A 14,492-nucleotide genomic window follows, 5' to 3' on the forward strand; every position below is an offset into this window, starting at 1 on the left:
GCCTTTCCAGCGCCGCATCAGGAGTCGCAGCTGGCGCTATCGGCGCCGGGCTCCACGCTCGAGGGTTCTCCTGGCGTGTCGCCGAACGGAGCGTTCGCGGCACTGTCCCATCAGCAGGGGGATCCCCTGTCGATCACAGTGGTAGACACGATGACGATCATGACTTCTCGCGCCGAGATCAGAGAGCATCTCGCGCGCCCGTACTGCCCTACCCGTATTCCCTCGGAAGACGCTGCGCGCGTCGAAGAGATCAAGCGCCTGCTCAAGGCTCACAATGCCGTACTGGTGGCGCACTACTACACCGATGACGCCATCCAGCAGCTGGCCGAAGAGACCGGCGGCTGTGTCGCCGATTCGCTGGAGATGGCGCGCTTCGGTGCGCGTCACGAGGCCGATACGCTGGTGGTCGCCGGCGTGCGCTTCATGGGCGAGACCGCCAAGATCCTGTCACCGGAAAAGCGCGTGCTGATGCCGACCCTGGAGGCCACCTGCTCGCTGGACGTGGGTTGCCCGGAGGACGAGTTCGCGGCCTTCTGCGACGCCCATCCGGATCGCACCGTGGTGGTCTATGCCAATACCTCGGCGGCGGTCAAGGCGCGTGCCGACTGGGTCGTTACCTCCTCCATCGCGGTGGACGTCATCGAGCACCTCAAGGCCAGGGGAGAGAAGATCCTGTGGGCCCCGGACAAGCACCTGGGCGGCTACATCCAGAAGCAGACCGGCGCCGACATGCTGCTGTGGGACGGCGCCTGCATCGTCCACGAGGAGTTCAAGGCCAAGGGGGTCGAGGACCTCAAGTCGGTCTATCCGGACGCCGCCGTACTGGTGCACCCGGAGTCGCCCGAAGCGGTGGTCAGTCTGGCCGACGTCGCCGGTTCCACCTCCCAGTTGATCAAGGCGGCCAAGGAGCTGCCCAACGAGCAGCTGATCGTCGCCACCGATCGCGGCATCTTCTTCAAGATGCAGCAGGCGGTGCCCGACAAGACCCTGTTCGAGGCCCCGACGGCGGGCAATGGCGCGACCTGTCGAAGCTGCGCCCACTGCCCGTGGATGGCGATGAATGCCCTGGACAATCTGGCCGCCGCGCTGCGAGAGGGCAGCGGTGAGATCCAGGTCAGCGACGCCCTGCGCACCCAGGCGCTGAAGCCGCTGACGCGTATGCTGGAGTTTCAGGCCTGAGGCCAGCCGTTACTTTTCCTGGTGACACCCCGCGCCCACGAGCCCACGCCCACGAGAGAGTCTCGTGGGCGCTTTTGTTCCTGGGCCGAGTCGTCTGTGGGCTGGCGGGCCTGAGCGTTGCGTCGCCTGAGCACTGTGTCGTCACCGCGCCGATCGCTGTCGGGCTCAGCGGAGCTTCCGGCTCAGCGGAATTTCTCCATGGTCCGGCGGTAGTCGAGGAAGGCGTCTCGACGACGCTGAATGCTTGACCTGGCGTTGAGGTCGCCTTCGCGCTCGGCCATTGCCTCGGCGACCTCCAGCTGGCGAATGGCGCGATCGATCTCACCGGTCAGCTGCAGTTGCTCGGCTCTGGCCAGATGGCCCCAGGCTTCGCGGCCACTGCGCCCGGCGGCTTCCGCCAGCAGCCCGAACACGGTGGGGTCCTCGGGACGGCGCTGGGCCAGTTCGTGGAGTTCCCGGTAGGCCGCGTCGGGGTCGCGCTGCAAGAGCGCCTCGCCCAGCAGCTGGCTGGTCGGTGGGTAGCCTGGCATCAGGCGCAACTGACGCCGGGCACGCTCGATGGCCTCGTCGACGCGCCCGCCTTCCAGCGCCACCTGGACGGCGCTGGCGGGCAGCAGGGCGGTATCCGGGTGGGCCCGTGCCAGGCCGTCGAGCGTATTCAGTGCCGAGCCGGTCTGGCCGGCTCGGGCGTCGATCAGCGCCTGCAGATAGCGCTGGGCGTCCGCCGGCGCCTGGTCCTGGCGCATCACCGTCATCGCCTGGCCGGGCGCACGCTCGTGGATCGCCAGCAGTGCCCGGGCACGGATGAACTGATACTGCAGTTCATCCGGTGCCGAGCCCGTCACCCGGGTCTGGTTGACCCTGGCCTGGGTGTCGCTGATGCGTGATTCGGTGATCGGGTGGGTCAGCAGGAATTCCGGCGGAGTGCCGCCCTGGAGGCTCATCAGGCGTTGCATGGAGCGAAACATGTCGACCATCGCCTGGGGCTCGTAGCCGGCGCTGGCCATGGCCTGCAGGCCGATGCGGTCGGCCTCTTCCTCGTAGCGACGCGAGTAGCGAAGCTGGTCCTGGATCATCGCCGCCTGGCTGCCGGCCAGTGCCGCGATGCCGGCGTCACCGGCGCCGCTGGCGGCCAGGATCAGGCCCGCCAGCATGGTGGCCATGGCCGGCACCTGGGTCTGCTCGGCGCGTGCCTTGCTACGGGCGTAGTGGCGCTGTGACAGGTGGCCCAGCTCGTGGGCCAGTACCGAGGCTACCTCGGCCTCCTGGTCGGCGAAGGCGAACAGGCCGGTGTTGACGCCGACCACGCCGCCGGGGACGGCGAAGGCGTTCAGGGTCTTGTTGTCGACCAGGGTGATGGTGGTGTTGATGCCTCCCAGGTCGCTGTAGGGCACCAGGCGGCCGACCAGTGTCTCCACATAGTGCTGGGCCAATGGGTCGCGCCATTCCGGCACGTGGGCGCGAAACTGGCGTAGCCAGGCACGTCCAAGGCGGGTTTCCTCGCCGCTGATGGCGTTGCTGCCGGTGGACATCAGCGATGGCAGGTTCAGTTCCCTCGGCTGATCGAGCAGGGTGCCCTGGTCCAGATACTGGGCCTGTGCCGTGGTGGCGTTCAGGCTCAATGCAAGCGTCGACGCCAGGGCCAGGCCCGGCATCGGGCGCCAGCGGCCACGATGCCAAGGCGATGCCTGACGGCGTGCCCGCGCGGGGCGAGCGGTGACGGCAAACAGCGTGCGCTTGGGCATCGAAATCCTCGTCGATAGCGTTGGAGGGGGTTGCCTTGGGACATTGATTCAGCCGGAAAAGTGCCTTTAAATCGCAAGGGCTCGCCCCTCGGGGCAACGGCGCTGCGATGTGCAGCGATCCGATATCGCATTCTCTCGGGAGAGATCATGGCAGTGCAACCTGACGATGTGCTAGATGCGTGCGGATTTCCGTGTCCGCTGCCGCTGCTCAAGGCGAAGCAGGCGCTGTCGCGCCTGTCGCCTGGGCAGGTGCTGGAGGTCAGGGCCACCGACGCCGGTTCCTGGCGAGACTTTGAAAGCTTTGCCGAGCACAGCGCCCACGTGCTGGAAGGTCGCGAAGAACGCGACAAGGTCTATGTCTACTGGTTGCGCAAGGCGGGTGATGCATGAGTCTGCGTAGCGTATTTCGCGGCTGGGTCGATCACTACTTCTCCGATGAAGAGGCGGTGCTGCTGCTGGTGTTGCTGGTGGTGGGGCTGGCGGTGGTGATATGGCTCGGCCAGATGCTGGCGCCCTTTCTCACCGCGCTGGTGGTGGCCTTTCTGCTGCAGGGCGCGGTCAACGCCCTGACACGACGCAAGGTGCCACACCTGGTGGCGGTCATGACGGTCTTTCTGGCCTTTGTCGGGGTGCTGCTGGCGTTGGCGCTGATCCTGCTGCCGTTGATCTGGAACCAGCTCGCCAGCCTGATCCAGGAAGCGCCGCGGATGTTTGCTGCCGGCCAGCAGATGCTGGACGACCTGCAGATGAGCTATCCCCAGCTGATCACTCCGGACCTGGTCCAGGACTGGATCGCCGTGCTCAGCCGAGAGGCGACCCAATTGAGCCAGCGTGCGCTGACGCTGTCGCTGGCGTCGCTCGGCAATGTGCTGGGACTGCTCATCTACCTGGTACTGGTGCCGATCCTGGTGCTGTTCATGCTCAAGGACCGTGACCGTCTGGTGGGCTTTACCGTGTCGCTTTTGCCGGCCAAGCGTGACCTGATGACCCGGGTGTGGAAGGAGATGGACTGCCAGATCGCCAACTATGTGCGCGGCAAGGCCACCGAGATCGTCATCGTCGGTAGTGTGACCTTCTTCACCTTCGCCTTCTTTGGCCTTCCCTATTCGGCGCTGCTGGCGGTACTGGTGGGTTTTTCGGTGCTGGTGCCCTACATCGGCGCCGCGGTTGCGACACTGCCGGTGGCGGCGGTGGCGGGCTTTCACTTCGGACTGGGCGACCAGTTTCTCTATGTGATCGTCGCCTACGGCGTGATCCAGGCGCTGGACGGCAACGTGCTGGTGCCGGTGCTGTTCTCCGAGGCGGTCAATCTGCACCCGGTGTCGATCATCCTGGCGGTGCTGTTCTTCGGCGGCGTCTGGGGCTTCTGGGGGGTGTTCTTCGCGATCCCGCTGGCGACCCTGTTGAAGGCGCTGGTCTACGCCTGGCCTCGCGGGATCAAGGAGCGCAGCATGGCAAGGTTGCCGCCCCACTCTGACGCAGGTACAGGGACCGGCACCGACGGCTGAGCCCTGCTCTCGAGGCGAAACACAATGCCCGGCCAATGGCCGGGCATTCGTTCTTTGCCGGGGAGGACGAGGCTTGCATCCGTGGGCCGGCGTGTCAGGACTGGGCGTGCAGTTCGCGGGCGGCTTCCAGCACTTCTTCCACGTGGCCCTTGACCTTGACCTTGCGCCACTCCCTGGCCAGGCGACCTTCGCTGTCGATCAGGAAGGTGCTGCGCTCGATACCCAGGTGCTCCTTGCCGTAGAGCTTCTTGAGCTTGATGACGTCGAACAGGCCACACACGGCTTCGTCCTTGTCTGATATCAGCTCGAAATTGAAGCCCTGCTTGGCCTTGAAGTTTTCCTGGGCACGGATGCCGTCACGGGAGACGCCGATGACCACGGTGTTGGCGTCGTCGAAGTCTACCTTGTGGTCACGAAAGTCGCCGCCCTCGGTGGTACAGCCGGGGGTGCTGGCCTTGGGGTAGAAGTAGATCACCACCTGGCGACCGCGCAGTTGCGACAGGGTGATGGTGTTGTCGCCGGTGGCGCTGGCGCTGAAGTCGGGGACCGGCTCGCCGATGGACACTGTCATGGTGGCTCCAGAATCGCAAAAATAGGCGTCCGATTACACGCAATGACGCTCTTCATGTAAAGACGCGGCTGTACAGGATATGGCCGCCTGAGTACCATTTGTGCTCTGGTCACGACCACGCTTCCCCGGGTCGCGACCCCCTTGGCCACATTCGTTCACCCCGACCGCCATCGTCAGGGTCGCGGGAGGGCAGACAACAGAGGAACAACGAGGATGATCACGGGCAGTATTGTCGCCTTGGCGACACCGATGAAGGCCAACGGCGATATCGACTGGGAAGTGTTGCGCAAACTGGTGAATTTCCACCTCGACAATGGCACAGACGCCATCGTGGCGGCGGGTACCACCGGTGAGCCCACCACCATGACCTTCGCCGAGCACTTCGACGTGATTCGCAGCGTGGTCGAAGAGGTCAATGGCCGCATTCCCGTCATCGCCGGCACCGGCTCCAACAACACCACCGAGGCGGTGGAGCTGACCCGCTACGCCAAGGAAGTGGGGGCCGACTACTGCCTGACCGTGGCGCCTTACTACAACAAGCCGACCCAGGAAGGTTTGTATCAGCATTTCAAGGTGATCGCCGAGACCAGTGATCTGCCGGTGATCCTGTACAACGTGCCGGGACGTACCTGTTCGGACATCTACAACGAGACCGTGCTGCGTCTGGCCGAGGTCGACAACATCATCGGCCTCAAGGATGCCACCGGCAACCTGGAGCGCGCCGAGGACCTGATCGAACGTCTCAAGGGCAGCGACTTCATGCTCTACTCCGGCGATGACGCCACCGCCTGCGACTTCATGCTGATGGGCGGTCATGGCGATATCTCGGTGACCGCCAATGTGGCGCCGAAGGCCATGCACGAGTTGTGCGCCGCCGCCGTGGCCGGTGAAAGCGACAAGGCTCACCAGATCAACACCCGGCTTCTGCCCCTGCATACCAACCTGGGCATCGAGGCCAATCCTATCCCCGTCAAGTGGGCGCTCAACCGCATGGGTATCATCGAGCCCGGCATCCGCCTGCCGTTGACCTGGCTGAGCGAGAAGTATCACTCCACCATCAGCGAAGCCCTGCAGCTGGCAGGACTGATCGAGGACTGACGCCTGAACCGTGCCTCCGGTCGTGATGTCGTGGACCCAATTTTCAATCAAGGTGGATGCATGAATTCTGCGCTTAAAGGACTGCCGCTGGCGATGATCGCGGCCCTGACCCTGGCCGGCTGTGCCAAGGACGGTCACTATCACGATCGCAACGAGGATTACGCGGGCGCCCGTCAGACGGCTCCGCTGACCCTCCCCGGCAGCCGCGACCAGAGCCGCTATCGCGATATCATGCCGGTGCCTCAGGCTCGCGGGGACTTCTACGCCCGCGAGGGAGACTTCGCCGCGCCCTTGCCCCAGACGCTGTCTGCCAGCACCGCGGTGGCCGCCGGTGACGTGGCGGTGCGCGAGACCGACGCCGATCGCTGGCTGGTGGTAGGGGCCGCGCCCGCGGTGGTATGGCCGGAGCTCGAGCGCTTCGTCGAACAGCGCGGGCTGGAGATCACCCGCAGCGACAGCGCCAGCGGTGTCATCGAGACCTCCGACGCCAGCCTGGTACTGCGCCAGGGCCTCAGGTCGGGCACCAGTGAGGTGCGCTGTGATACCGCGGGCCAGCTCAACCGGCTGTGCCTGAACTCTCTGCAGCGTCACTTTGAAGCGCGTAGCGCCTCGGCCAGCATCGCCTCGGCGTCGGCCCAGCAGACGCCCGAAGCCGACAGCGTTCGCTTCGAGCCCCGCGGCGATGACTGGGTGATGGTGATGCCCTTCGACATCGAGCGGGCCTACGCCGAGCTCGCCTTCCAGCTCGAGAACAACTTCGAGATGGAAGATCGCCGGGAACTGGTCTCCGTGGATGAAAGCGGCAAGCGCTTCGTGATCGATTACATCACCGAGAGCGAGCGTACCCGTGGCTTCATCGACTCCTTGACCTCGATGGATCTGCTTGAGTCGATGCAACGCATCGAGCTCAGGTTGTCGCCCCAGGGCCAGGAAACCCTGATGGAGGCACGTAGCGCCGACGACGAGCCGCTTTCCGGCGATGACCAGCGTGAGCTGCTGCAGCGCATGGAGGGCTTGCTGCGCTGATGAGCGTCGGGCATGCCAATGGTTCCCGGGGAGGCTTGCGTTTCGCCTCCCTGGGCAGCGGAAGCAAGGGCAACGCCACCCTGGTCAGCGACGGCGAGTCGATGTTGCTGGTGGACTGCGGTTTCGGTCTCAAGGAGGCAGAACGCCGGCTGGCGCGGCTGGGTGTACATCCGCGTCAGCTCGATGCCTTGCTGGTCACCCACGAGCATGGCGACCATGTGCGTGACATCGGCCCCCTGGCCCGTCGCTATGACCTGCCGGTACATCTGACCCCGGGCACCTGGCTGTCCGGCAAGCTCGGCCGGCTCCCCCGGACCCACTGGATCACCCCTCAGTCGCGCTTTGCCATCAAGGGACTCGACGTCGACGCCATCACGGTGCCCCACGACGCCCGAGAGCCGGTGCAGTTTCGTATCGCCGCAGGTGACAGGAAGCTGGGGCTGCTGACCGACCTGGGCCACCCCAGCGAACACGTGCGCCAGGCCTTCCGTGGCTGCGATGCCCTCGTGCTCGAGTGCAATCATGACGTGCGCATGCTGGCTGAAGGCCCCTATCCGCCCAGTCTCAAGCGTCGCGTCGGCGGACGTTGGGGGCACCTGGCCAATGGCCAGGCTGCGGCGCTGTTGACCGAACTGGGGCTGGATAGGCTGCAGCGTATCGTCTGCTCCCACCTGTCGGAGCATAATAACCGCCCCGAACTCGCTCTGGAGGCATTGACGCCTCTGCTGGATGGCGACGAGACCCGCCTGACCGTGGCTGCCCAGGATGACGGCCTGGATTGGCAAGCGATTCACTGATTCAGGACCCCGGTCCTGCTTGAACCCCTTTTTTTGATTTGCCTGTGGAGGCACCCATGGAAAAGCGCGAAGAACTCTATGCCGGCAAGGCCAAGTCGGTCTATGCCACCGATGACCCGGATCGTCTGATCCTGCACTTTCGTGACGACACCAGCGCCTTCGACGGACGTCGCATGGAGTCGCTCGAGCGCAAGGGAATGGTCAACAACCGCTTCAATGCCTTCATCATGGCCAAGCTGGAAGAGGCCGGCATCCCCACCCACGTGGAAGAGCTGCTGTCGCCCACCGAGTGCGTGGTCAAGAAGCTCGACATGATTCCGGTGGAGTGCGTGGTACGCAACATCGCCGCCGGTAGTCTGGTCAAGCGTCTCGGCGTCAAGGAAGGCGAGCCGCTGACACCGCCGACCTTCGAGCTGTTTCTGAAAAACGACGAGCTCCACGATCCCATGGTCAACGAGTCCCTGGCCGAAAGCTTCGGTTGGGCCAGCGCCGAGCAGTTGGCCGAGATGAAGGCGCTGACCTTCAAGGTCAACGAGGTGCTCAAGCAGCTGTTCGCCGACGGCGGCATGCTGCTGGTGGACTACAAGCTCGAGTTCGGCGTATTCCACGGCAAGATCGTGCTGGGTGACGAATTCTCACCGGACGGCTGCCGTCTGTGGGACGCCAAGACCCGTGAAAAGCTCGACAAGGATCGCTTCCGCCAGGGGCTGGGCAGCGTCATCGAGTCCTACGAGGAAGTCGGCCGTCGTATCGGCATCGATTTTAGCTGACAGCCGCTTGCCGGCACTGGTCTGCGCTGACTGCCGCAAGGGCATGATGCAACGATGGGTGTGCAAGCGGTGTTGATACCGAAAGCATGTAGAGGATCGCCCGGGCCTGGCCCGGGCGATCTGCTTTCCGCTGCCCACGTCTGTACCAATGTCTTGGCTCCCACGAGTGAATGAAGTTCCTGGCGCTACGCTGATATTGGGTACTGGGAAGTGTCGACTCGGATAGGTGTGCGGCAACGTTATTCGCATTCCCGCGAGTCCTGAAACCCCCTGTGCCTGGTGTGGCTGCGTCTAACCGCAGTACAACACCTTCCTTTGTACTGAGTTGTCGGGAAAATTCCTGTTCATTTGACCATCGCTCGTCAATTTTTGATGGCACCTGGCTATGGCTGGGGGGAAAGATGAATCTCACCAGTGCCCGTACAGCTTCTGAAACGGACCGTCAGTTTTTGTGCTTTATTTGGCGCGCCTTGCGCCAATTACAAGCAAGAAATGATCTGTGTCACGTTTAAAAATGGAAGTGACAGCGCTGCGCGTGTAGATTTTTTTAATCATGTTTCTTTTTGCAAGTTTTGTGTCCGGAAAGTCGGGTTTCTGCACGCTATTGGTTTTTTGATTCGTTTTTCTGTTTTCAGGATTTTTACAAGAGAGTTTTGGGTGGTTGAAGACGGATTTCGGATGAAAGTGAGTGTCTTGGTGGCGCACGAAGATGTCACCTAAGTATTGGTGGCAAGGAGGTCGGAGTGAGTGAATTGGATGGCCGTACTTTTTTGTTCGTTAACTCGCTCAAAACAGCAAGAAGTGGGACAAAAAGCGTTTGTATCACCTGTATCCTGATGTCTCTATCGGCTGTCACGCCTGGGCTGGGGTCGAGTAAAGCGGAGGCTGGCCCCCTCGTTGATGGCTGTCCGACGGTGGCAGGTGAGGTCGGAAAGACAGCGTCAGAAAAGGCAACGATACCTCTGACGTCACCGACTAAAGATAGATGCGTCATGCCTGGTGAGACGTCGACGCCTGCCGACAAGCCTGAACAGTTTGTCGTCAATCGTTATCTGGCGCCGGTGGGCATCCAGCCCGCTGCGGGAGCATCTGCCATCCATATAGGCACCGGTGCCGTTGGCGATGGTGATGCCTCTATCGCGATGGGCTACTATGCGACCACGAGTGCGGCGGCAGATTCTGGTATTGCCCTGGGCGATCAGGCTGTTACCAGCGGTTTGGCCGGTGTCTCGATCGGGCGTGGGGCCTACGTGACAAGCAAGAATGGCGTTGCTATCGGTGGCGGGGCACTGTCTAGCGGCACGGTCGCTCGATTAAACGGCGCACAAGCGAAAGGTGTGAACGCCATTGCCATTGGCGGAGACCTGACCGGAGGGTCCGTTGCCAGCGCCACCTCGAGTCTTGCTATTGGCGCAAAGGCGACGTCCACGGCGACCAATGCGACGTCACTTGGGGCCACGGCTAAAGCGACGGGTAGCCACTCCACGGCACTGGGATCAGGCAGTGTTGCCAACGGCGCGAAAAGTGTCAGTGTTGGCCATCTCAACGTTTCCAATGGCGACAATAGCCTTGCATTGGGTGAGAGCAACTCCACATCGACAGGCGCCAAGAGCGCGATTGCCATTGGTACTTCCAACAAGATCGAAGGCGCATCGACATATGCGTCTGCGATTGGTCTCAACAATACCGTTCAAGGCAATGCAGTCCGGGTCGTTGGCAATACCAATAACGTGACCAGCGATTTTTCCGGTGTTTTCGGCTCAAGTAACACGCTGTCATCGACTGCTACTGGTGCCAATGTAGTAGGTCTTCAAAATACCGTCGCCGGCGCCGCTACCAATGTAGTGGGAAATTGGTCGAAAGCGAGTGGCAACTACTCCATGGTGCTCGGTGATTCCGGAGAGGCGTCCGCCAGCAATGCCATTGCCATCGGTACCAATGCCAAGGCCAGCGTGGCCAACAGCGTGGCCTTGGGAAACGGCGCCACCACCGAGGCGGTGGTGGGAACCACCCAGGCTACCATCGCGGGCAAGAGCTACAGTTTCGCCGGTGCGGCACCGACAGGCACTCTGAGCCTTGGCGCGGCGGCAACGACCGATAGCGGGGGCAATGCGGTAGCCAGCGTCGAGCGTACTATTACCCACGTAGCGGCCGGACGGTTAGCTGTCACCAGCACGGATGCCGTCAACGGCAGTCAGCTGAACGCCACCAATCAGGCGCTGGGAGAACTGTCGGAAGGCGTGCAGGCGTTGGGAGATCTGTCAGACGGCGTGGTGGTCTACGACCGCGGCACCGGAGGCACGCTCAATGAGGGCAGTATCACCCTGGCCGGCGATGCCGGTACCCGAATCACCAATCTGACCGACGCCACCCTGTCCACCGACAGCACCGATGCGGTCACCGGTCGTCAGTTGAACGCGACGAATGTGCGCGTGACTCAGAACGAAGGCGATATCGCCAATCTCACCACCAACCTGGGGGATATCGCCGCCGATAGCGCGTACTACCAGGCCAAATCCAGCGGTAGCGGCGCCAGTGCCAGCGGCACCGACAGCCTGGCGATGGGGCCGGCGGCGGTGTCGTCGGCAACCAATGGGGTGGCCATCGGCAATGGCGCGAAGGCCAGCGTCGCCAACAGCGTAGCCTTGGGTAACGGTGCCACCACGGAAGCGGCGGCGGCCACCACCACGGCCACCGTGGCCGGTACTGACTACGCCTTGGCCGGCAGCAGCCCGACCGGTACGGTCAGCGTGGGCACCAGCGGCAGCGAGCGCACCATCACCCACGTGGCAGCAGGTCGACTATCGGCCACCAGTACCGACGCGGTCAACGGCAGCCAGCTCCATGCCACCAATCAGGCACTGGGGGATCTGGCCGACGGCGCAGTGGTCTACGACCGCGGCACCGGAGGCACGCTCAATGAGGGCAGTATCACCCTGGCCGGCGATGCCGGTACCCTAATCACCAATCTGACCGACGCCACCCTGTCCACCGACAGCACCGATGCGGTCACCGGTCGTCAGTTGAACGCGACGAATGTGCGCGTGACTCAGAACGAAGGCGATATCGCCAATCTCACCACCAACCTGGGGGATATCGCCGCCGATAGCGCGTACTACCAGGCCAAATCCAGCGGTAGCGGCGCCAGTGCCAGCGGCACCGACAGCCTGGCGATGGGGCCGGCGGCGGTGTCGTCGGCAACCAATGGGGTGGCCATCGGCAATGGCGCGAAGGCCAGCGTCGCCAACAGCGTAGCCTTGGGTAACGGTGCCACCACGGAAGCGGCGGCGGCCACCACCACGGCCACCGTGGCCGGTACTGACTACGCCTTGGCCGGCAGCAGCCCGACCGGTACGGTCAGCGTGGGCACCAGCGGCAGTGAGCGCACCATCACCCACGTGGCAGCAGGTCGACTATCGGCCACCAGTACCGACGCGGTCAACGGCAGCCAGCTCCATGCCACCAATCAGGCACTGGGGGATCTGGCCGACGGCGCAGTGGTCTACGACCGCGGCACCGGAGGCACGCTCAATGAGGGCAGTATCACCCTGGCCGGTGATGCCGGCACCCGGATCACCAATCTGACCGACGCCACCTTGTCCACCGACAGCACCGACGCGGTCACCGGTCGTCAGTTGAACGCCACCAATGTGCGGGTGACCCAGAACGAAGGCGATATCGCCAATCTCACCACCAACCTGGGGGATATCGCCGCCGACAGCGCGTACTACCAGGCCAAATCCAGCGGTAGCGGCGCCAGTGCCAGCGGCACCGACAGCCTGGCGATGGGGCCGGCGGCGGTGTCCTCGGCAACTAATGCGGTGTCCATCGGCAATGGCGCTTCAAGCTCGGTGTTTGGCGGTGTGGCACTGGGCAGCGGATCGATCGCGAACCGCGAAGTGGCGAAGGTCTCCGGCCAGATCGTCGTGGGCAATGCCACCATTCAGTACAACACCTCGGACGCCGATCTAATGGGAGCGGTCTCCGTGGGTCGGGACGGTGAGTATCGCCAGTTGATCAACATCGCCGATGGTATCGAGGATCACGATGCGGTGACCATGCGTCAGCTCAAGGGGGCCGTGGGGTCGCTCTCGGATACGGGATCGCTGTATTTTCATGCCAACGGGGGAGGGGAAGTCGACGCCCTTGCCACCGGCGAAGGCTCTATCGCCATCGGACCTGCGACCACGGTCAATGGCGATGACGCCATCGGTATGGGGGTGAGCGCCAAGGTGGAGATAGGTGCAGCCGGTGCGGTTGCGATTGGCGACCAGAGCCACACCCTGCTGGAAGATGCGATTGCGGTCGGTAGTTCGGCAGTGTCCTCGGGCGAGCAGGCGATGGCTCTGGGTGCTGGAGCCAGCGCCAGTCAGGCTCTGGATGTGGCGCTGGGGGCCCAGTCGACCTCACAGGAGGCAATAGGCACCGAGTCAGGCATTATCTTCGGTGAACAGCATGAATACGCCGGCACTAACCCCATTGCTACCGTCAGCATCGGTGACGAAGGGCAGGAGCGAACCTTGACCCACCTGGCCGCGGGTCGAATCTCCGCTACCAGTACCGATGCGGTCAATGGCAGCCAGCTCCATGCGACCAATATGGCGCTTGAGGAAGTGGTGGCGTATGACCACTTCAACGACGGCAGCGTCGACTGGAACCACGTAACCCTGAAGTCGCCTGGTAGAGCCTTCGGCGGTACCGTGCTCGGTAATATTGCGGATGGGTCGCTTTCCGACACCAGTCTAGAGGCGGTCAACGGCAGTCAGCTCCACGCCACCAATGGTCGTCTCACCAATCTTGAAGGCGATGTCGGTGATATCCAGACGACCCTCGACAGCTTGGGGGGCGGCAGTGGCAACCCGGCCCAGAATGTCGTGCAATATGACCCAGATTCCAACCAGGGAAAGATCACTCTGGCTGGTGCCGACGGTGGTACCGTGATCAGCAATCTGGCCGAAGGCGATATCCATCAAGGCAGTACTGATGCGGTCAATGGTGGTCAGATCTGGGACTTGATGGAGGATATCGGCGACCTGGCACTGAGTGGTCAGGACACCAAGTACTTCCAGGCGAATTCGCAGGGAGACGCTGCCACTACTAGTGCTGCAGACACCGTTGCCATCGGAGGTGGCGCCAAGGCACAAGCTGAAGGAGGTGTTGCACTTGGTGATGGCGCTGTGGCCGATAGAGAAGGCATGAAGGGGGAGGAGGAAGCCTTTTCGCACGTGGCGGTGGAGTCATCCAAGGGAGCTGTTGCGGTCGGCAGCGAGGGTGGTGAACGTCAGATCACCCACGTCGCGGGGGGCACCGAGGACACCGATGCGGTCAATGTGCGCCAGCTCAGTGCCGTGCAAGAGGGAGCGGTCAACTACGATCGTAGCGAGGATGGTAGCGTCGACTACCACTCTGTCAGCCTGGGCAATGGCAGTGGCCCCACCCAGTTGCATAACGTGGCTGCCGGTTCGGCACCCACCGATGCGGTCAACATGTCGCAGCTCAATGAACTGAACCGTAAGTTCACTTCCGACTACAACCAACTCGACCACAAGATTGACGAAGTAGAGCGAGATGCCAGTGCGGGGATCGCGGCCCTGGCCGCCATGGGCGATGCACCCTATGTCGCAGGAAAGCTCACCTATCATGTGGGGACTGGCTACTACAACGGAGAATCGGCACTAGGTGTGAGCGTACGACGAACCGCTGATACTGGCCGCTGGAGTGTCGGTATGGGGATTGGCGCCTCCCACGGTGGCCCAACGGTCGGTCTGGGAATCTCCGGGGTCATCGATTGAGACCAG

Annotated in this window: 10 protein-coding genes and 1 pseudogene; 9 read left to right on the plus strand and 2 right to left on the minus strand. The window is 63.0% G+C overall.

The genetic code is table 11. The annotated features are described in order from the left end of the window. Positions 1–150: 150 nt before the first annotated feature. On the plus strand, positions 151–1,179 hold the full coding sequence (nadA, locus tag RBB39_RS05555; protein WP_045992009.1) for a quinolinate synthase NadA: 1,029 nt from the start codon (positions 151–153) through the stop codon (positions 1,177–1,179). A 182-nt stretch (positions 1,180–1,361) separates the two neighbouring features. On the opposite strand, the gene RBB39_RS05560 is transcribed toward nadA, so the two are convergent. Further along, positions 1,362–2,924, minus strand: a complete 1,563-nt coding sequence (locus tag RBB39_RS05560; protein ID WP_240184308.1) for a M48 family metalloprotease — start codon at positions 2,922–2,924, stop codon at positions 1,362–1,364. A 147-nt stretch (positions 2,925–3,071) separates the two neighbouring features. Here RBB39_RS05560 and RBB39_RS05565 point away from each other — a divergent pair, with 147 nt between their 5' ends. After that, on the plus strand, positions 3,072–3,314 hold the full coding sequence (locus tag RBB39_RS05565; protein ID WP_306168894.1) for a sulfurtransferase TusA family protein: 243 nt from the start codon (positions 3,072–3,074) through the stop codon (positions 3,312–3,314). Continuing rightward, positions 3,311–4,432, plus strand: a complete 1,122-nt coding sequence (locus tag RBB39_RS05570) for an AI-2E family transporter (protein ID WP_045991998.1) — start codon at positions 3,311–3,313, stop codon at positions 4,430–4,432. The genes RBB39_RS05565 and RBB39_RS05570 overlap by 4 nt, the downstream gene beginning before the upstream one ends. A 94-nt stretch (positions 4,433–4,526) precedes the next feature. Here RBB39_RS05570 and RBB39_RS05575 read toward each other — a convergent pair whose 3' ends face one another. Beyond that, the gene (locus tag RBB39_RS05575) at positions 4,527–5,003 is read right to left on the minus strand and encodes a peroxiredoxin (RefSeq protein WP_306168895.1); all 477 of its coding nucleotides are present in this window, start codon (positions 5,001–5,003) and stop codon (positions 4,527–4,529) included. A 213-nt stretch (positions 5,004–5,216) separates the two neighbouring features. Between RBB39_RS05575 and dapA the strand changes: the two genes are divergently transcribed. From dapA to RBB39_RS05600, 6 genes and pseudogenes are all read left to right on the plus strand, one after another. After that, on the plus strand, positions 5,217–6,101 hold the full coding sequence (gene dapA / locus RBB39_RS05580) for a 4-hydroxy-tetrahydrodipicolinate synthase (RefSeq protein ID WP_045992000.1): 885 nt from the start codon (positions 5,217–5,219) through the stop codon (positions 6,099–6,101). Positions 6,102–6,161: 60 nt separating this feature from the next. Next, positions 6,162–7,127, plus strand: coding sequence for an outer membrane protein assembly factor BamC (locus RBB39_RS05585; RefSeq protein ID WP_306168896.1), 966 nt, complete (start codon positions 6,162–6,164; stop codon positions 7,125–7,127). After that, positions 7,127–7,924: an MBL fold metallo-hydrolase gene (locus RBB39_RS05590; protein ID WP_306168897.1), complete on the plus strand. Its 798-nt coding sequence runs from the start codon at positions 7,127–7,129 to the stop codon at positions 7,922–7,924. Before RBB39_RS05585 ends, RBB39_RS05590 begins: the two co-directional genes overlap by 1 nt. Positions 7,925–7,980: 56 nt before the next feature. After that, positions 7,981–8,694, plus strand: coding sequence for a phosphoribosylaminoimidazolesuccinocarboxamide synthase (gene purC / locus RBB39_RS05595; RefSeq protein WP_045992003.1), 714 nt, complete (start codon positions 7,981–7,983; stop codon positions 8,692–8,694). A gap of 1,142 nt (positions 8,695–9,836) precedes the next feature. Further along, a pseudogene (locus RBB39_RS22740) lies at positions 9,837–10,223 on the plus strand (hypothetical protein); the annotation flags it as partial. Positions 10,224–10,574: 351 nt separating this feature from the next. Further along, positions 10,575–14,486 carry a YadA-like family protein gene (locus RBB39_RS05600; protein WP_306168898.1) on the plus strand — a complete coding sequence of 1,304 codons (3,912 nt, stop codon included), beginning with the start codon at positions 10,575–10,577 and terminating at the stop codon, positions 14,484–14,486. Positions 14,487–14,492: the final 6 nt, after the last annotated feature.

The organism is Halomonas sp. MMSF_3323, from assembly GCF_030733595.1.
Classification (GTDB): Bacteria; Pseudomonadota; Gammaproteobacteria; order Pseudomonadales; family Halomonadaceae; genus Halomonas; species Halomonas litopenaei.

Bases quoted from the DNA above. Each gene is read 5' to 3' on its own strand.
- nadA (WP_045992009.1), top strand. From the start codon at position 151: ATGACGATCATGACTTCTCGCGCCGAGATCAGAGAGCATCTCGCGCGC.
- RBB39_RS05560 (WP_240184308.1), bottom strand. From the start codon at position 2,924: ATGCCCAAGCGCACGCTGTTTGCCGTCACCGCTCGCCCCGCGCGGGCA.
- RBB39_RS05565 (WP_306168894.1), top strand. From the start codon at position 3,072: ATGGCAGTGCAACCTGACGATGTGCTAGATGCGTGCGGATTTCCGTGT.
- RBB39_RS05570 (WP_045991998.1), top strand. From the start codon at position 3,311: ATGAGTCTGCGTAGCGTATTTCGCGGCTGGGTCGATCACTACTTCTCC.
- RBB39_RS05575 (WP_306168895.1), bottom strand. From the start codon at position 5,003: ATGACAGTGTCCATCGGCGAGCCGGTCCCCGACTTCAGCGCCAGCGCC.
- dapA (WP_045992000.1), top strand. From the start codon at position 5,217: ATGATCACGGGCAGTATTGTCGCCTTGGCGACACCGATGAAGGCCAAC.
- RBB39_RS05585 (WP_306168896.1), top strand. From the start codon at position 6,162: ATGAATTCTGCGCTTAAAGGACTGCCGCTGGCGATGATCGCGGCCCTG.
- RBB39_RS05590 (WP_306168897.1), top strand. From the start codon at position 7,127: ATGAGCGTCGGGCATGCCAATGGTTCCCGGGGAGGCTTGCGTTTCGCC.
- purC (WP_045992003.1), top strand. From the start codon at position 7,981: ATGGAAAAGCGCGAAGAACTCTATGCCGGCAAGGCCAAGTCGGTCTAT.
- RBB39_RS05600 (WP_306168898.1), top strand. From the start codon at position 10,575: ATGGTGCTCGGTGATTCCGGAGAGGCGTCCGCCAGCAATGCCATTGCC.